Source organism: Streptomyces sp. DSM 40750, from assembly GCF_024612035.1.
Classification (GTDB): domain Bacteria; phylum Actinomycetota; class Actinomycetes; order Streptomycetales; family Streptomycetaceae; genus Streptomyces.
Genome location: NZ_CP102513.1, coordinates 5,991,799 through 6,004,933, shown reverse-complemented (window position 1 = coordinate 6,004,933; position 13,135 = coordinate 5,991,799). Strand labels below are relative to the sequence as shown.

At 70.6% G+C, this 13,135-nt stretch carries 16 protein-coding genes; 10 read left to right on the top strand and 6 right to left on the bottom strand.

Annotation, left to right across the window (positions count from 1 at the left end):
- Positions 1-282: 282 nt before the first annotated feature.
- Positions 283-1,023 (bottom strand): hypothetical protein, encoded by a 741-nt coding sequence (locus JIX55_RS26920; protein ID WP_257565835.1) that lies wholly within the window; start codon positions 1,021-1,023, stop codon positions 283-285.
- Between the two features lie 236 nt (positions 1,024-1,259).
- Between JIX55_RS26920 and JIX55_RS26915 the strand changes: the two genes are divergently transcribed.
- Both JIX55_RS26915 and JIX55_RS26910 read left to right on the top strand, forming a co-directional pair.
- Entirely contained in the window at positions 1,260-1,607 is a 348-nt protein-coding gene (locus tag JIX55_RS26915) for a helix-turn-helix domain-containing protein (protein WP_257565834.1), read from the top strand.
- Positions 1,608-1,954: 347 nt separating this feature from the next.
- A complete protein-coding gene (locus JIX55_RS26910; RefSeq protein ID WP_257565833.1) occupies positions 1,955-2,242 on the top strand; it encodes a hypothetical protein in 288 nt (95 codons plus the stop codon).
- 248 nt (positions 2,243-2,490) lie between these two features.
- Here the strand turns inward: JIX55_RS26910 and JIX55_RS26905 are convergent, their stop codons facing one another.
- Entirely contained in the window at positions 2,491-3,036 is a 546-nt protein-coding gene (locus tag JIX55_RS26905) for an RICIN domain-containing protein (protein ID WP_257565832.1), read from the bottom strand.
- A gap of 127 nt (positions 3,037-3,163) precedes the next feature.
- Between JIX55_RS26905 and JIX55_RS26900 the strand changes: the two genes are divergently transcribed.
- The 4 genes from JIX55_RS26900 (at position 3,164) to JIX55_RS26885 (ending at position 6,060) form a co-directional block, all read left to right on the top strand.
- Complete coding sequence (locus JIX55_RS26900; protein WP_257565831.1) at positions 3,164-3,694, top strand: DUF3515 domain-containing protein; 531 nt, start codon at positions 3,164-3,166, stop codon at positions 3,692-3,694.
- A gap of 17 nt (positions 3,695-3,711) precedes the next feature.
- Positions 3,712-4,341 (top strand): TlpA family protein disulfide reductase, encoded by a 630-nt coding sequence (locus tag JIX55_RS26895; RefSeq protein ID WP_257565830.1) that lies wholly within the window; start codon positions 3,712-3,714, stop codon positions 4,339-4,341.
- Between the two features lie 101 nt (positions 4,342-4,442).
- Positions 4,443-4,697: a hypothetical protein gene (locus JIX55_RS26890; protein ID WP_257565829.1), complete on the top strand. Its 255-nt coding sequence runs from the start codon at positions 4,443-4,445 to the stop codon at positions 4,695-4,697.
- A 175-nt stretch (positions 4,698-4,872) separates the two neighbouring features.
- Entirely contained in the window at positions 4,873-6,060 is a 1,188-nt protein-coding gene (locus JIX55_RS26885) for a hypothetical protein (protein WP_257565828.1), read from the top strand.
- 71 nt (positions 6,061-6,131) lie between these two features.
- Here the strand turns inward: JIX55_RS26885 and JIX55_RS26880 are convergent, their stop codons facing one another.
- The 3 genes from JIX55_RS26880 to JIX55_RS26870 form a co-directional block, all read right to left on the bottom strand.
- On the bottom strand, positions 6,132-6,986 hold the full coding sequence (locus JIX55_RS26880) for a hypothetical protein (RefSeq protein WP_257565827.1): 855 nt from the start codon (positions 6,984-6,986) through the stop codon (positions 6,132-6,134).
- A 147-nt stretch (positions 6,987-7,133) separates the two neighbouring features.
- On the bottom strand, positions 7,134-8,021 hold the full coding sequence (locus tag JIX55_RS26875) for a L,D-transpeptidase (RefSeq protein ID WP_257565826.1): 888 nt from the start codon (positions 8,019-8,021) through the stop codon (positions 7,134-7,136).
- Complete coding sequence (locus JIX55_RS26870; RefSeq protein ID WP_257565825.1) at positions 8,011-8,514, bottom strand: SigE family RNA polymerase sigma factor; 504 nt, start codon at positions 8,512-8,514, stop codon at positions 8,011-8,013. Before JIX55_RS26870 ends, JIX55_RS26875 begins: the two co-directional genes overlap by 11 nt.
- Positions 8,515-8,666: 152 nt before the next feature.
- Here JIX55_RS26870 and JIX55_RS26865 point away from each other — a divergent pair, with 152 nt between their 5' ends.
- The 4 genes from JIX55_RS26865 to JIX55_RS26850 all read left to right on the top strand — a co-directional run bounded on the left by JIX55_RS26865 (position 8,667) and on the right by JIX55_RS26850 (position 11,453).
- On the top strand, positions 8,667-9,191 hold the full coding sequence (locus JIX55_RS26865; protein WP_257565824.1) for an Ig-like domain-containing protein: 525 nt from the start codon (positions 8,667-8,669) through the stop codon (positions 9,189-9,191).
- 111 nt (positions 9,192-9,302) lie between these two features.
- The gene (locus tag JIX55_RS26860) at positions 9,303-9,863 is read left to right on the top strand and encodes a hypothetical protein (protein ID WP_257565823.1); all 561 of its coding nucleotides are present in this window, start codon (positions 9,303-9,305) and stop codon (positions 9,861-9,863) included.
- Between the two features lie 145 nt (positions 9,864-10,008).
- Entirely contained in the window at positions 10,009-10,632 is a 624-nt protein-coding gene (locus tag JIX55_RS26855; protein ID WP_257565822.1) for a SigE family RNA polymerase sigma factor, read from the top strand.
- On the top strand, positions 10,629-11,453 hold the full coding sequence (locus JIX55_RS26850; protein WP_257565821.1) for a hypothetical protein: 825 nt from the start codon (positions 10,629-10,631) through the stop codon (positions 11,451-11,453). The genes JIX55_RS26855 and JIX55_RS26850 overlap by 4 nt, the downstream gene beginning before the upstream one ends.
- 120 nt (positions 11,454-11,573) lie before the next feature.
- Here JIX55_RS26850 and JIX55_RS26845 read toward each other — a convergent pair whose 3' ends face one another.
- Positions 11,574-12,917 carry a helix-turn-helix domain-containing protein gene (locus JIX55_RS26845; RefSeq protein WP_257569493.1) on the bottom strand — a complete coding sequence of 448 codons (1,344 nt, stop codon included), beginning with the start codon at positions 12,915-12,917 and terminating at the stop codon, positions 11,574-11,576.
- Between the last annotated feature and the right edge of the window lie 218 nt (positions 12,918-13,135).

The following is a 13,135-nucleotide window of genomic DNA, read 5'->3' as shown; positions in this document are numbered from 1 at the left end:
CATCTCCGAGAGCCTGTCGGTTCGCCCTGCGCCACCTCAGCGCCTGCGCCCGTGTCCGCGTCCGCGCCGCGTCCGTCGGCGAACGCGTGACGCCGCCCGGCGAAGCGGAGGAGCGCGGCACCCCCGGATGGGGTCGGCCCTGACCAGGGGCCGGAGGGTGCCGCGCCGTTCCCCGGGCGGAAGAGCTCCCGGGGGAAGGGGGGAGCCGCATCCCGGGGGCCGGGGGGGGAGCCTGGGGTCAGCCGTGGCGGAGCCCGGGATCAGCCGTGGCGGAGCCCGGGATCAGCCGTGGACGATCGCGGCGGTCCAGGTGTTGAGGTGGCCGGTGACTGACTGGTCCTTGAGCACGGGCTTGCCCACGGCCTTGACCTGGGGGGTGGCCTTCCAGGTGACGTCGGCACGGGCTATGCCCTTGACGGTGGCCCGCACCTTGCCGGGCTTGATGGCGACGGCGGCGTTGACGTTGGTGACCTTGGCCACGGCGCGGGCATTGCGCTGCACCTTGCCCTTGACGATCACGTAGTGGAGGGTCAGCTTCTCGCTGGTGACCGGGATGCCGTAGATCGTCTCGGTCGCGGTGTAGGAGACCGAGACGGCGCCCTTGACGTTCCGGGTGGAGGAGACCTCGTGGACGAACTTCACGTCCTTGTTGAACGGGGTCACGGTCTTCACCGGGCGGTTGAGGCTGCCCTTGAGCTGCTTGAAGAGGGACGCGTAGATCTTGCCGTTCTGCAGGTGGCCGACGAACCTGGTCTGCTTGGCGGCCGACAGCGCGGTGAAGCTCTTGAGGGTCCGCTTCGCCTCGGGCGTCTTCTGCGCCTTGAGGTAGGCGGTGTAGCTCTTGACCGTCAGCTTCGCCGGCAGCTTCGCGACGGTCCGCGATGCGGCCGTCTGCGATGCGGCCGTCCAAGTGCCCTGGTGAGAGCCGGTGTCGGCGGCCGACGCGGTCGGGGCCAGCACGGACAGCGTCGCCGCTCCCGCGACGGCGATGGTGGCGAGGCGACGGGTGGTGACGCTGTGCACGGTGTTCTCCCTGCGGTCGGAGTGTCTGTGGATGCGCGACAACGAGCCTAGGGTTCAACCGAGTTGACAGAAATTGTCCTTTGGGGCAGTGACCTGAGGGGATCCCTCGCTGTGACGTGGCCGTGTCATTTCAGGGGTGCTGATGTCAGTAGCAGACGCTAAGTTGGGGGGTAGATCGCCGCCGCACCCGGGGCACGGGGCTCTGTCGGGAAAGCGGCATCGGGAAGGGCCGACCAATGACCAAGAGGTCTGACGTAGGAGACACGGCTTGCGCCTACCGGCGCACGGGGGCCGATCCGGTTCGGGACATCAGCAGGCTCAAGACGCTGACGGACCGGGAGAAGGAAGTCCTGCTTCTGCTGGGCACGGGCCTGGGCAACCGGCAACTGGCCCGGGAACTCGGCATAGCCGAGCGGACGGTGAAGGCGCATGTCGCACGCATAGTGGAGAAGCTGGAGCAGCAGACGCGGCTGCAGGCCGCGGTGCTCTCCGTCCTCGCCCACGAGCTGCTGTGCGCCGATCCGCGGTGCGCGTGCGGCTCGGCCGCGCCCCTGCCCCGACTCGTCGGGGTGCCCGCGCTCTGACCGTCCACCGCGGCCAGCGTCCGGCACGACCGCCGGCCGGCCGCGGCGGCCACGGGCCTATATCCCGGACGCGTTTTCCCATCGGCGTGCGCCGCAAGGGATTTTGCGTTCACTTTTGAGAATCGCGACCGCTCAATGACCAGCGGAGCGCATGCAACTCATGTGCGACGCGAGCGACTTACGGGGGTAGATGCGCGTATGACCACAAGATGAGGGGCGAGAGGCGAGATGTGTGAAGCAGGGCCCGCCATCCGGCGGGCCCTGCTCCTCCGTACCCGACTCCTGCTCGGCCCACCCACCCGCTGTCACCGCCGACGACTCGAACCCGGGCGGGCGTCCCCGCGTTCGTGCTCGACGCCGACACCGGCGCGTTCACCTCGAGCGGCGTCTCCGCGCAGCCCGCCGCCGTCGGCCCGAAGACCCTCCCCATCCTGGACGGCGCGGCCACCGACGCGCGGATCCTCCAGGCCGGGGGCACCCGGGTACCGGCCAACACGACCTTCGCCAAGAAGTACGTCAGGACGAAGGTCGTCTACCGCGTCTTCATCGCCACCAAGCACGCCGGCGCCAAGCACGCCGGCGCCAAGAGAGCTCGACTTCAGGGCGATGAGCAAACACAACGGCAGGACCCGTGAGGTGCGGGCGTCGTCGAGGCGGCGAACCCCTCTGCAAGGCCGACGGCGCCTGGGCCGCCCACGGCGCCCGCCTCTCCCGCAACGGCGACTTCTACCTCCGGAGCACGCAGAGGCAGGCCCCGAACCACGAGATGTACCTCTACGACTACACCCCCGCAAAGAAGCACAGCACCAAGACCGTCCTCCGGTTCAAGCAGTCCAACCGTCGGAATACCGATGCCCTCCGCTTCGAAGAGGGGGCGACAAGGTCAGGAAAGGCCCCACTCCTGCTTCACGCGACCATTGTTCGACCCGTCGAACGGGGTGATCGTGATCTTCTGCCCGGGCCTGCTGCTGGCGGCCGTGAGCACCTTCTTCGCGGACACGTTCCTGATCGTGCTGCCGGCGAACGTCCACTGCTGCGCCTTGGACCTGGTGTTGCAGCTCGTCTGCTCCACCTGCGTCTTCGTCGCGGCGGACCGCACGTACAGGCACTTCTTGGAGTGCTTGTTCTTGATCACGAATATGCGCGCCTGGCTGGGCTTGTTGTCATTGATCCACACCAGGTCCCACCGCTGCGTGGTCGCCTTCCGCGCGCACTTGCGCAGCTTCAGGTCCGCCTTGTTGGCCTTGGAGTTGTCCATCGACAGGCACATGCCGTGCGTGCCGAACACCTTCTCCAGGCGCACATTGCCGTAGCCCGGCGGGACCTTGTCCTGCGCCCCGGTGCCCGCCGCCGACGCCGGCAGCGCGCCACCCGCCAGCAGAGCGCCCGCCGCACCGGCGAGCACAAGCCCCTTCACCGCGTTCCTCATGAAGCCACCGCCCTTTCGAGATCACGTACTTGGTGATCAAGACCGTAGAGTCCTGGCCGGTGGCGGGGTATTGGCTCTTCGGGCACTGCCTCAAGGGACACCCACACCCACCCCGTACGATCCCGTCATGTCCCGCCGCACCCGAATCGCCGGTCTGGCCATCGGCGCCATCGTCCTCACCACCGCCGCCGTGGTCGCCGTGCGCATGCTGAGCGAGCCCTCCTTCAGCTTCGCCGCCGCCCCCCTGGCCGACGATCCCGACTGCACCCGGGTCAGTGAGCGGTACCCCGACCGACTGGCCGGGCTGGAGCGGTCGGACACCAGTACGAAGGGTGCGGCGGTCTGGGGTGACGGAGCCGTCGTCGCGCGCTGCGGCTTCCCCCGGCTCACGGCCACCGCCGACGCGTGTGCCCAGGTCAACGGGGTGGACTGGGCATGGCGTACGAGCACGGACGACGACGGACGGGAAGTGCTGGTCACCTACGGCCGCGAACCGTCCGTCGAGGTGCAGCTCACCGTCGGCGAGGCGGCCCCCGACTCCGTCCTCGTCGGCCTCTCCCCCGTCGTGAAATCGCTCGAGCAACGCAACGAGTGTCTTTCCCCCTCGGATGTCACGGCGCCCCCGAGCCCGACGCACAGCACGCACAGCACCCCCTAAGGGAGTTGGAGTACCCGATGGCCACGACGAAGACGGTCCGGCGGGCGGCCGTGTGCGCGATCCCGGTCGCGGTCGCCCTCGCGCTGTCCGGCTGCTCGACGAGCGAACCACTGGTGCTCGACACGGACACGGGGCAGTCGGGCCGGTCCCAGCTGTTCAAGAGCGTTCCCGTGGCCGAGCGCGCGGACGCCCCCGACTTCTCCGGCAGTACGGTCGACGAAGATCCGGTCCGCCTCTCCGACTACCGGGGCGAGGTCGTCGTCGTGAACGCCTGGGCCACCTGGTGCGGTCCCTGCCGGGCCGAGTCGCCCGCTCTGGAGCGCACGTATCAGGGGTTCAAGGACCAGGGCGTGCAGGTGCTCGGGATCAGCACCGACGTCGAGCGAAAGAACGCGCTGGCCTTCCAGCGGGAGTTCGGCCTCTCCTACCCGAGTCTGCACGACCCGCACGGCAGGCAGTTCCTGAAGCTGCCGCGCGACATGGTGAACCCGCAGCTCCTCCCCTTCACCCTGTTCGTCGACCGGGAGGGCAGGATCGCCGGGGCCGTCCAGGCCCCGTTGACCGAGAAGGAGCTGCGCACCATTCTCACTCCGCTGCTGAAGGAGACCTCGGGGAAGACACCGAAGACACCGAAGACACCGGAGTAGGGGTGCTTGCGGCCGGAGCGACCGAGAGTGCCAGGATGGGAGGGCACGAGCCGCTTCCCGTACCGCAGGACGGCGACGCCCCACGACAAGGGACCCGAGACATGGCAGCTGGAACCACCGACAGCCCGGCGACGCTCTACGGGCCGGTGTCTCTCGGCCTCGGGGTCATCGCGCTGATCTCCGCGTTCTTCTTCGGTATCTTCGGCATTCTGGCCGGCGCCCTCGCCATCACCTTCGGCGTCCTCGGCCTGACCAGCAGGATCAACCGGACCAAGAGCACCATCGGGCTCGTCACCGGCGCCTTCGGGTTCCTCTACCCGCTCTCCCTCATCTTCGTCTTCGCCGGCGGCTTCTGAGGCCCCCGGGCCCTTCTCCCGTGCCTCGCCCTTTCGGGCACTGCCCAAAAGGGCACTGCCCCAGGAGTCACTTACACCCCGAATCCCTCCTCCCTAAGGTCGTTGGCAGGCGCCTGACAAAGGGCAATCCGCTCCCATCAGGTCGCCTGGCATTGACGGGGATGAAGGGACAAACATGCAGCTCTCTCGTTTCGCGAAGGTGACGGCGCTGTCCGTGGCTCCGCTCACGCTGGTCGCGGGTGGTTTCCAGGCGTCGGCCCTCGCGGACCAGCCCGCTCAGGACGCACGGCCCGCCGCCGCGGCGTTCTCCGCGTCCGCGCTGTCCGCCAAATCCGACGGCGGGCTGAAGGACATCTCCGGCTTCAGCTCGAACAGCACCCAGGGCAAGACCCTGAAGGCGGAGGAGTTCGGTGTCATGCGGGCGGCCTCGGGGGAGGCCGCTGTCGTCGACCGCTCCATGGCACGCCGGGGTGTAACCACGGCGGCCGGCAAGGGCTTCGTCGAACTGTCCTGGAAGGGCTACGCGAAGGACGCCCGGTACGTCGTCGCCCGGGACGGCAAGGACATCGCCACGCTGGGCGCGGGCGTGACCTCCTTCCGCGACACGACCGTGAAAGCGGGCGCCGAATACGCCTACCAGGTCATCCCCCTGCTGCCGAAGGGCGGCGCCCCGAACTCCAAGCTCTACGGCATGAAGGTCGCCGTCCCGGAGTCCGGCTCGCTCACGGGGCTGCGCGAGTCGGCGGTCGAGCGGGCGTCCACCGCGGCCGTGGCCAAGACGTCCACGCTGACCTGGTACGGCTTCATCCCGCAGAAGTACGTCAGCGCTCCCGTCGCGGGCTGTGACTACGGCAAGAACTTCAAGTTCGGTGGCGACAACCACTCCGACTTCAACTGGAAGACGAGCAAGTACCGCTTCGCGCTCCACGCCACCATCACGTGGAGCAACAAGAAGGTGCTGACCAACAAGAACATCAACCCCACCACCGTGTACCGCAAGGACAACAACAAGCTGGTCGCCAAGAAGACCGCCAGCGCCAAGAACACATACGCCAAGAAGCTGGCGTCGAGCGGCAACACCGTGGGCATCCGGATGGTCCTCCACGCCACCAACCCGTTCTGCAAGGGACTGGGCGGAGTGAAGGGCGCTGCCTCCGGCGCCTTCACCATCAACATGTCCAAGAGCGGCAACTACGAGATCCGCTCCGGCAACCACCGCCAGTACCCGAACCACCACATCTACATCTACGACGGTGGCCAGGTGACCCACGTCCACAAGAGGAAGCACGGCAGCACCGCCTGCCTCATCGGCTCGGCGACCTGCCCCACGGTGGACCTGACCGGCCGCTACGGCAAGTTCTGACCTGACCCGGCCTTCGGGCGTCCTTCCCCGACCGTGCCTGAAGCCCCTGGCCTGCCAGGGGCTTCAGGCACTCAGCGCGCCCCCTCGGAACTCGGGGCCTCGGAGGGCGTCTCCTTCTCCTTCTCCCCGCTGTCCTTCTTCTCGCGGTCCTTCTTCTCCTTCTTCTCCTTCTTCAGGAGGTCCTGGAGGCGTTGGGTGCCGGCCTCGGTGGCCTCTCTGGTGGCCGTGTCGTCGATTCCGTGGAGGCCGCCGTGGGTGAGGAGGGCGGCGGTGTCGCCGACGCGTACGGTGACGAGGTCGAGGGTGAGGGCGCCGCTCTCGCCGTCGACGTCGCCGCTGACGATCAGTCGCAGCCCCTGCCTGGCGTCGCCGATGCCGTCGGGGACCTCGATGGGGGTGACCTCGGCGGCGTACTCCCGTCCCTGGACGCCGGTGATGGTGAACTCCCCGCAGTCGTCGACGAGTTGGCCGAGATGGCCGAGGCGGGCGTCGATGTCGGCCCTGTCGTACGCGCCGACCTGGTAGCGCAGCTGGGCGCCGTACTCGTTGTCGTCGAAGCCCGTGACGGCCGTACCGCCCCTGGGCTTGCCGAGGAGGCCCTCGGTGTACACCGTGTCGAGGAGTTCCTGGCACTCGGGGCGGTCGGTGCGGCCCTTGAGGATGCCGTCCCGCCAGGTCGCCGCGCCCTGGGTGTCGGCCCAGGCGTCGCCGAGGTCGCCCTGGCGGAGCAGGGCGCCGCGGACATGGGCGTCGGTGAGGGCGGAGGTCGGCGGGGCGGTGGGCGAGGCGGCGGCCGTGGTCTCCTCGACGACGGCGGCCTCGGGGAAGCCGCGCGGGTGCCCCGGATCGTCCACGGCGCAGGCCGCCACCCCCGAGAGCATCCCGACGCCCACGACCCGGGCGAGAACACGGTACGGACGACGCATGGCGGAGCCTCCCGAGAGCACGACGTTTCCGCTCCTACGCCAACACCACCCGGGCCCGCCCACCAGCGCACAAGGGCGTAAGGGTGACCGGACACCCCGTACGGCCGCCCGAGTGCGCCTCCACCGCGTTCCCCGAGTCCGCGATCTTCATCGCCCCGGCGAGGCGCTCTCGGGCAGGGCGGTCGGGACGACCGGGCCGTCGTCCGTCGTCGGGGTGGTGACGGCCGGGGTCGGTTCCGCTGTCGTCGGCGCGCCCTGGATCTCCACGAGCGCGCCCCTCCGCAGCCGCTCGTACAGCCAGCGCGCGTCGGCGGTGCGGAGGCCGATCCAGCCGGGGGTGGTGTCGTAGTTGCCGGGGGCCTTCTCTTCGTAGGTGAGGGCGGCGATGTAGACCACCCTGCGGGCCGCGCGCTGCGTCGGGCTCTCGCTCGCGGGCTCGCTCGGGGCCGTCGTGGCGCGCTCGCCCCCCGTACCGCGCTCGTCGCCCACGTCGCTCCCGTCCTCGTCCCCCGTACCGGGCGCATCGCCCACGTCGCTCCCGTCCTCGCCCCCCGTCCCGCTTGGCTCGACCGGGGACAGCTCCAGGACCCACGTCAGCTTCATCTCGTACGCGTCGCCCAGGCCGAGCGTCTCGCCGGTGACGAGCTTGTCGCTGTTCTTGGCGGTGACGGTCATGAGGCCGGTCGGGGTCGGAGTCTTCGAGGTGCCCGAGGAGATGGGCAGTTCGCGGCCGGCGACGGTGAGGATCCGGCGGGAGAGGTCCACCTTGGCGTCGGGGGCGGCGGCCGCGGTCGCGGCGGGGGTGGCGGAAGCCGCCGGGGACCGGCGGTGCTCCGTGCCGTGGGACGAGGCGACGCTCAGTGTGAGGAAGGCGGCCAGGGCTGCGGCCGCGCACCCTCCGGCGGTCGCGGCGGTCGTACGGCGACGGCGACGGCGGCGTCCGGCGGTGGCGCGGACGTCGGCGCCGGAGCCGGGCGGGGGCGACTCGGCGGTCTCGGCCAACTCGCGCAGACGGGAGGTGAGTTCATCGGACACGGCCGTCCTCCTTCTCACCCTCGCCGGGGGCCAGTTCGCGCGCCAGCGCCGCCCGGCCGCGGGACAGCCGGGCCTTGACGGTGCCCACGGGCGCACCGGTCTCGGAGGCTACCTGCTCGACACTCAAGTCGCACAGATGGTGCAGAACCACTGCCATCCGCTGCGCCTCCGGAAGCCTGCGCAACGCCTGGACCAGCACCGCGCGCTCGGGATCGGGCCCCGGCGCGTGGTCCGGGGGCGGATCGCGGCGCACCAGCTCCAGCCAGCGGCGCGCCCGCCGCCAGCGGCTCACCGCGAGCCGCATCGCCACGGTCCGCAGCCATGCCTCGGGCGCCCCCTCCGCGAGGAACTCCCGCCGCCGGTCCCAGGCACGTACGAAGGCCTCCTGCACGACGTCCTGCGCTTCGCCGTGGTCCCCGGTGAAGGCGTAGAGCTGGCCGGTCAGCCGGGGGAACGCGGTGGCGTAGAACGCGTCGAACTCTTCCTCGGTCATGCCCCTGCCGTTGTCCGAAGTCCCGTGCATCGCCATGCAACCCGGTCGCCCCCGCCGTGCGTACAGGTCCCGTACGTACGCCGCACATCGAAACACATCGCCGGAACACACCGCTGAAAGAAATCGTTCAAAGACATCGCTGGGGGAAGACCATGACCACGAGGAGCAGGACCGCGGGAACGGGGAGTGCGCGTCGCCCCGTTCGTGTGCTCGTCGCCACCGCCGCGTGTACGTTCGCGCTCGCGCTCACGGGCTGTTCGGGGAGCGGGACGGGGGTGCGGGTCGAGGGGCCGAGCTCGATACCGGAGGCTCAGGCCGAGCTGGACGCCGGCGTCGACGCCGAGATCGTGGACGTGAAGCCCACGCCCACCGTGCTGAAGGCCCTCGACAGCGCGCGTGTCGACATCGCCGACGGGCAGACCGTGGGAGCCGGCACGCCGATCACCGTCACCTTCGACCGCCCGGTGCCGACGGCCGAACGTACTGAGGTGGAAAGACAGTTGAAGGTCGTCATGGACTCCGGCGCCGGGGGCTCCTGGAGCTGGGTCGAGGACCGCGGCCTCGCCGACGGGCAACGCGTCGACTTCCGGCCGCGCGTCTCCTGGAAGCCCGGCACGAACGTCACCGTGCAGGTCGGGGCGGGCCTCACCCGGCACTTCACGGTCGGCCGCTCCTGAGGCCGGAAAAAAGTCGGCCGCCGCTGTCATCCGTCCCCTGCCTTTTACGGGTTTTCAAGGGTGTCAGACCAACACACCTATGGGGGTAGTCCGTTCGTGACCATGACACGGATGCACAAGTACGTCGCCGTCGCCGCGCTGACCACGCTGCTGGCGGGGGCTCCGACACTGTCGTACGCCGTCTCGCAGGGGGAGACGGCGCACACCACCGCCCAGTCGGCGGCCGCGGCGGCCAAGAAGGCGCCGACTCCGCGCATCGTCAGGCCCGGTGAGCACGTCGTCGCCGCGCCCGGCTTCGAGCTGTGGCTGACGGCGGAGGGCAAGCACTGGACAGACCCGGACATGCCCGACGACCCGCAGTTCCGCAGCGTCGTCGACGGCAACATCGACCCGACGCAGCCGGGGGTGTCCCTCCAGGCAAGCGGCTTCGAGGGTCGCTACTACCTCTCCGGCCTCTACTACGGCGGCAAGGGCACGGCCTCCCGCGTCGAGGTCGCCACGAGCACGGGCAAGGTCCGCGGCAAACTGATCGAGCTGGCCGGGAAGCCGGGCTGGGGCGTCTGGTACGCCATCGCCGACCTGCCCCCGGGGGACGACGGGGAGGACTTCCTCCGCAATGTCACCGTCTACGACACGAAGGGCCGGGTCTACTCCCAGCTGCGGCTGAACTGACCTGACCTGACTGATCTGACTGACCCTGCTGACCTGACGGCCAGAGCGATCAGCAGCTCGAAGTGACCGTGCGGGCGGGGGACCTGACCATTCCCCCGCCCGCACGGGCACGCTCCCCCACTCCCGACCCCGAGGACCGTCGTCCGTGCCGCACGAGAAACCCGGAACGAACGAGCAGCCCGGACCGCCCGAGGACGGCGGCTTCGCCGCGTACGCCACCGCGGCCTGGCCTCGCCTGGTGCGCACCGCGCACATGCTGACCGGCGACTTCCACGAGGCCGAGGATCTCGTGCAGACCACCCTGGCGAAGGTGTACGCCCGCTGGCGGCGCATACCGCGCGACGACGTCGACTTCTACGTACGGCGCTCGCTGGTCAACAACAACATCAGCCGCGTACGGAAGAGACGCGTGGCCCATCTGCTGACACCGTTCCTCCCGGAGCGGGTGCACGAGCGGCAGGCCGGGCACGCCGAGTCGGTCGCCCAACGCGCCGCCGTCACCGAGGCGTTGGCCGCGCTGTCGGCCCGGCAGCGGTCCGTGCTGGTGCTGCGCTTCTGGGAGGACCTCAGCGAGAACGAGATCGCCCAGGTGCTCGGCTGCTCGCTCGGCACGGTCAAGACCCATGTACGACGCGGCCTCCAGGCCCTGCGCACCCACCCCGTGTTCGCCGCCGCCCCCCACACGGACGACGCCCACGGCTCCACCGCCTCCCCCTCTCCCCCGTCCCTCCCGGCGCCCCCCTCGCCCGTCCCCGGAGCCCGCCCATGAACCACCCGACCGCCGGGACCGACACGACCGGAGCCGGTGGCGAGGGCGCCGCCGACGCCACCGGGCAGCGGCTGCGCGAGGCGTTCACCGAGGCCGCGTACGACGTCACGCCGCCGCCCGTACCGCTGGAGGCGATCGAGCGGGACGGCCGCAGGCGTCGCCGGCGGCGCCGGGCCGCCGCGCTGAGCACGGGCTGCGGGCTGCTGCTGGCCCCGCTGGTCGTGCTGGCCCTCCGCCCCGACGGCCCCTCCTCCACGGTCCGGCCGATGGCCCCGCCGAGCGCGATCCCGAGCGCCAGCGCCTCGCCCTCACCGACCCCGAGGCCCACCCTTACGTCCGCGACCTCCACGCCGCTCGCCGGGAAGGTGCGGGTCGTCGCGCCCGACGAGCGGGTGACCACCGAGGAAGGCACGGAGCTGTGGCTGACGGCGGACGGCAAGCACTGGCGGGATCCGGACCCGGAGCCGGGCGTGACCAGCCCGGACGAGTTCCGCAGCCTGGTCGACGGCAACCTCGACACCGGCGAGCCGGGCCTCAGCATGCAGGGCTCGGGCTCCGCCGGCGGCGGCTACACCTTCCACGGTCTCTTCTACGGCGTCCGGTCCGCGGCCGCCGGTGTCAGGATCACCGCCTACGACGGCAAGGTCGTCGACGGCACGGTCCTGCGTCTGAAGGGCAACACCAGCTGGGGCGTCTACTACGGTCATGTGAAGGTCCCGGAGGACGTCGCACGCTCCCTCGACTTCGAAAACCCCGTGCACAAGGTCACGGTCTACGACGGCGACGACAAGGTGATCGCGGAGATGGACTTCGGCCCCTGACGCGCCGAGGTCTCACCTCTTCTCGTACGGGTTCTCCGGCTCGGCCACCCGCCGCACCGACCCGGCGTCGGCCGCACAGCAGGAGACGAGGAGCCGGGTGACCATCATCGGCCGGCCGGCTCAAAGAGGCGGCTGTGCGGGCGCCGGTCCGAGTGTTGTGGTACCGGGGGCGGTGCGGTGGCCGAGGCCGGTGCGGTACGCGTCGAGCGCGGCCTCCACCCGGCCGCCGCGGCGGTACAGATCCCCCAGCAGCCGGCACAGATCGGCCAGGTCCCCGGCGGCGCCCGCCCGTTCCAGCAGGCTCAGTGCCCGTACGTAGTGTTCCTCGGCGGCGTCCGCGTCGCGGGCGTCCTCGGCGATGATGCCGAGGAGGCGGTGGGCGGCGGCGGAGTGCAGGGCGCCGCGTTCGGAGTTGAGGTCGGTGAGGACCTCGTGGAGGAGTTCGGCGGCCTCGTCGGACTTGCCCTGGCGGTGCAGGACGTCGGCGAGTTCGACGGCGACCTGGCTGGTGTAGAGGGCGGCGCGTTTGGCGGAGAGCATGCAGCGGGCCTCACGGAGTTCGGCCTCGGCGCGCTCGTAGTCGCCGTTCTGGGCGTGCAGGTAGCCGCGCATCCAGTGGCAGTTGGCCAGCTCGGTGCGGATCTGGAGCTGCCGGTACAGCTCGGAGGCCTTGGCGAGGCTGGCGTCGGCCTCGGCGATCCGCCCCTCGGCGATCATCGTCCGGGCGACGGAGCGGTGCATACGGGCGACGAGGGCCGGGTCGCCGGACTGCGGGGCGAGGGCGAGGGCCAGCTCGGCGGCCTGGGCGGCGCGGGCGTGCGCGCCCATGTCCATGTAGGGGGCTATGACGCCGGTGTAGAGGAGGAGTAACGCGTCCGGGTCGTGCATGCCGTTGCGGTTGAGCTCGTCCAGCGTGGACTCGTACAGGTAGCAGGAGTAGCGGAGTTCACCGGCGAGGTAGTGGGCGACCGCGCGGCCGCGCAGGGCGGGGACCCGGGCCGGCAGCGGGGCGTCCCCGAGCCGCTGCTCGGCCTGCTCGAACCGCAGCTGGGCGGCCTCCAGGTCACCCGTCTCCAGGGCGCACTCCCCGAGCCCGAGCAGCGCGTCGGCCTGCTCGGCGGCCAGCCCGTACTCCTCCGCCTCCGCGAGGACAACCGTGAACCCCTCGGCGGCGGCCTCCGTGGCACCGCCGGCGAGGGTGCGCTGGGCGCCGGTCAGCCGCAGCCGCAGCTCGGTGGCGAAGCCGGCGGGGCGTCCGGTGGCCAGCTCCTCATATCCGACCCCGAGCCGTTCGGCGATATGCCGCAGCGCGGGTTCGGAGGCCCGGACCCGGCCGGCCTCCAGGGTCGAGATGTACGCCGGGGTGTACGCCGGTTCCGCCAACTGCCGCTGCGTGAGGCCCCGTTCCGTCCGCATCCGCTGCACTCTGCGCCCGATGACCTCGGGGTCGTCACGCTCGGCCATACCTGCCATGGCGTAAGCATGCCAGTAAGCCCGCTTACGGCGACCGCTTTACCCCAACTCCTCAACGCCCTCTTGCCGTTGGCAGGCCAAAGCCTTACGTTAAGCGACGCGTTAACCACGCTTAATAAGCCACTCAGCGGTTCAGCGTCCGCTGCCGGCCGGCCCCGCCGCAGCTGCCCGTGTCACCGTTGACGTCGCCGCTGGGAGGTCCCCGTGAT

Coding starts and splice junctions, on each gene's coding strand:
- JIX55_RS26915 (WP_257565834.1), top strand. CDS start 1,260: ATGACCAAGAGGTCTGACGTAGGAGACACGGCTTGCGCCTACCGGCGC.
- JIX55_RS26905 (WP_257565832.1), bottom strand. CDS start 3,036: ATGAGGAACGCGGTGAAGGGGCTTGTGCTCGCCGGTGCGGCGGGCGCT.
- JIX55_RS26900 (WP_257565831.1), top strand. CDS start 3,164: ATGTCCCGCCGCACCCGAATCGCCGGTCTGGCCATCGGCGCCATCGTC.
- JIX55_RS26895 (WP_257565830.1), top strand. CDS start 3,712: ATGGCCACGACGAAGACGGTCCGGCGGGCGGCCGTGTGCGCGATCCCG.
- JIX55_RS26890 (WP_257565829.1), top strand. CDS start 4,443: ATGGCAGCTGGAACCACCGACAGCCCGGCGACGCTCTACGGGCCGGTG.
- JIX55_RS26885 (WP_257565828.1), top strand. CDS start 4,873: ATGCAGCTCTCTCGTTTCGCGAAGGTGACGGCGCTGTCCGTGGCTCCG.
- JIX55_RS26880 (WP_257565827.1), bottom strand. CDS start 6,986: ATGCGTCGTCCGTACCGTGTTCTCGCCCGGGTCGTGGGCGTCGGGATG.
- JIX55_RS26870 (WP_257565825.1), bottom strand. CDS start 8,514: ATGACCGAGGAAGAGTTCGACGCGTTCTACGCCACCGCGTTCCCCCGG.
- JIX55_RS26865 (WP_257565824.1), top strand. CDS start 8,667: ATGACCACGAGGAGCAGGACCGCGGGAACGGGGAGTGCGCGTCGCCCC.
- JIX55_RS26860 (WP_257565823.1), top strand. CDS start 9,303: ATGCACAAGTACGTCGCCGTCGCCGCGCTGACCACGCTGCTGGCGGGG.
- JIX55_RS26850 (WP_257565821.1), top strand. CDS start 10,629: ATGAACCACCCGACCGCCGGGACCGACACGACCGGAGCCGGTGGCGAG.
- JIX55_RS26845 (WP_257569493.1), bottom strand. CDS start 12,917: ATGGCCGAGCGTGACGACCCCGAGGTCATCGGGCGCAGAGTGCAGCGG.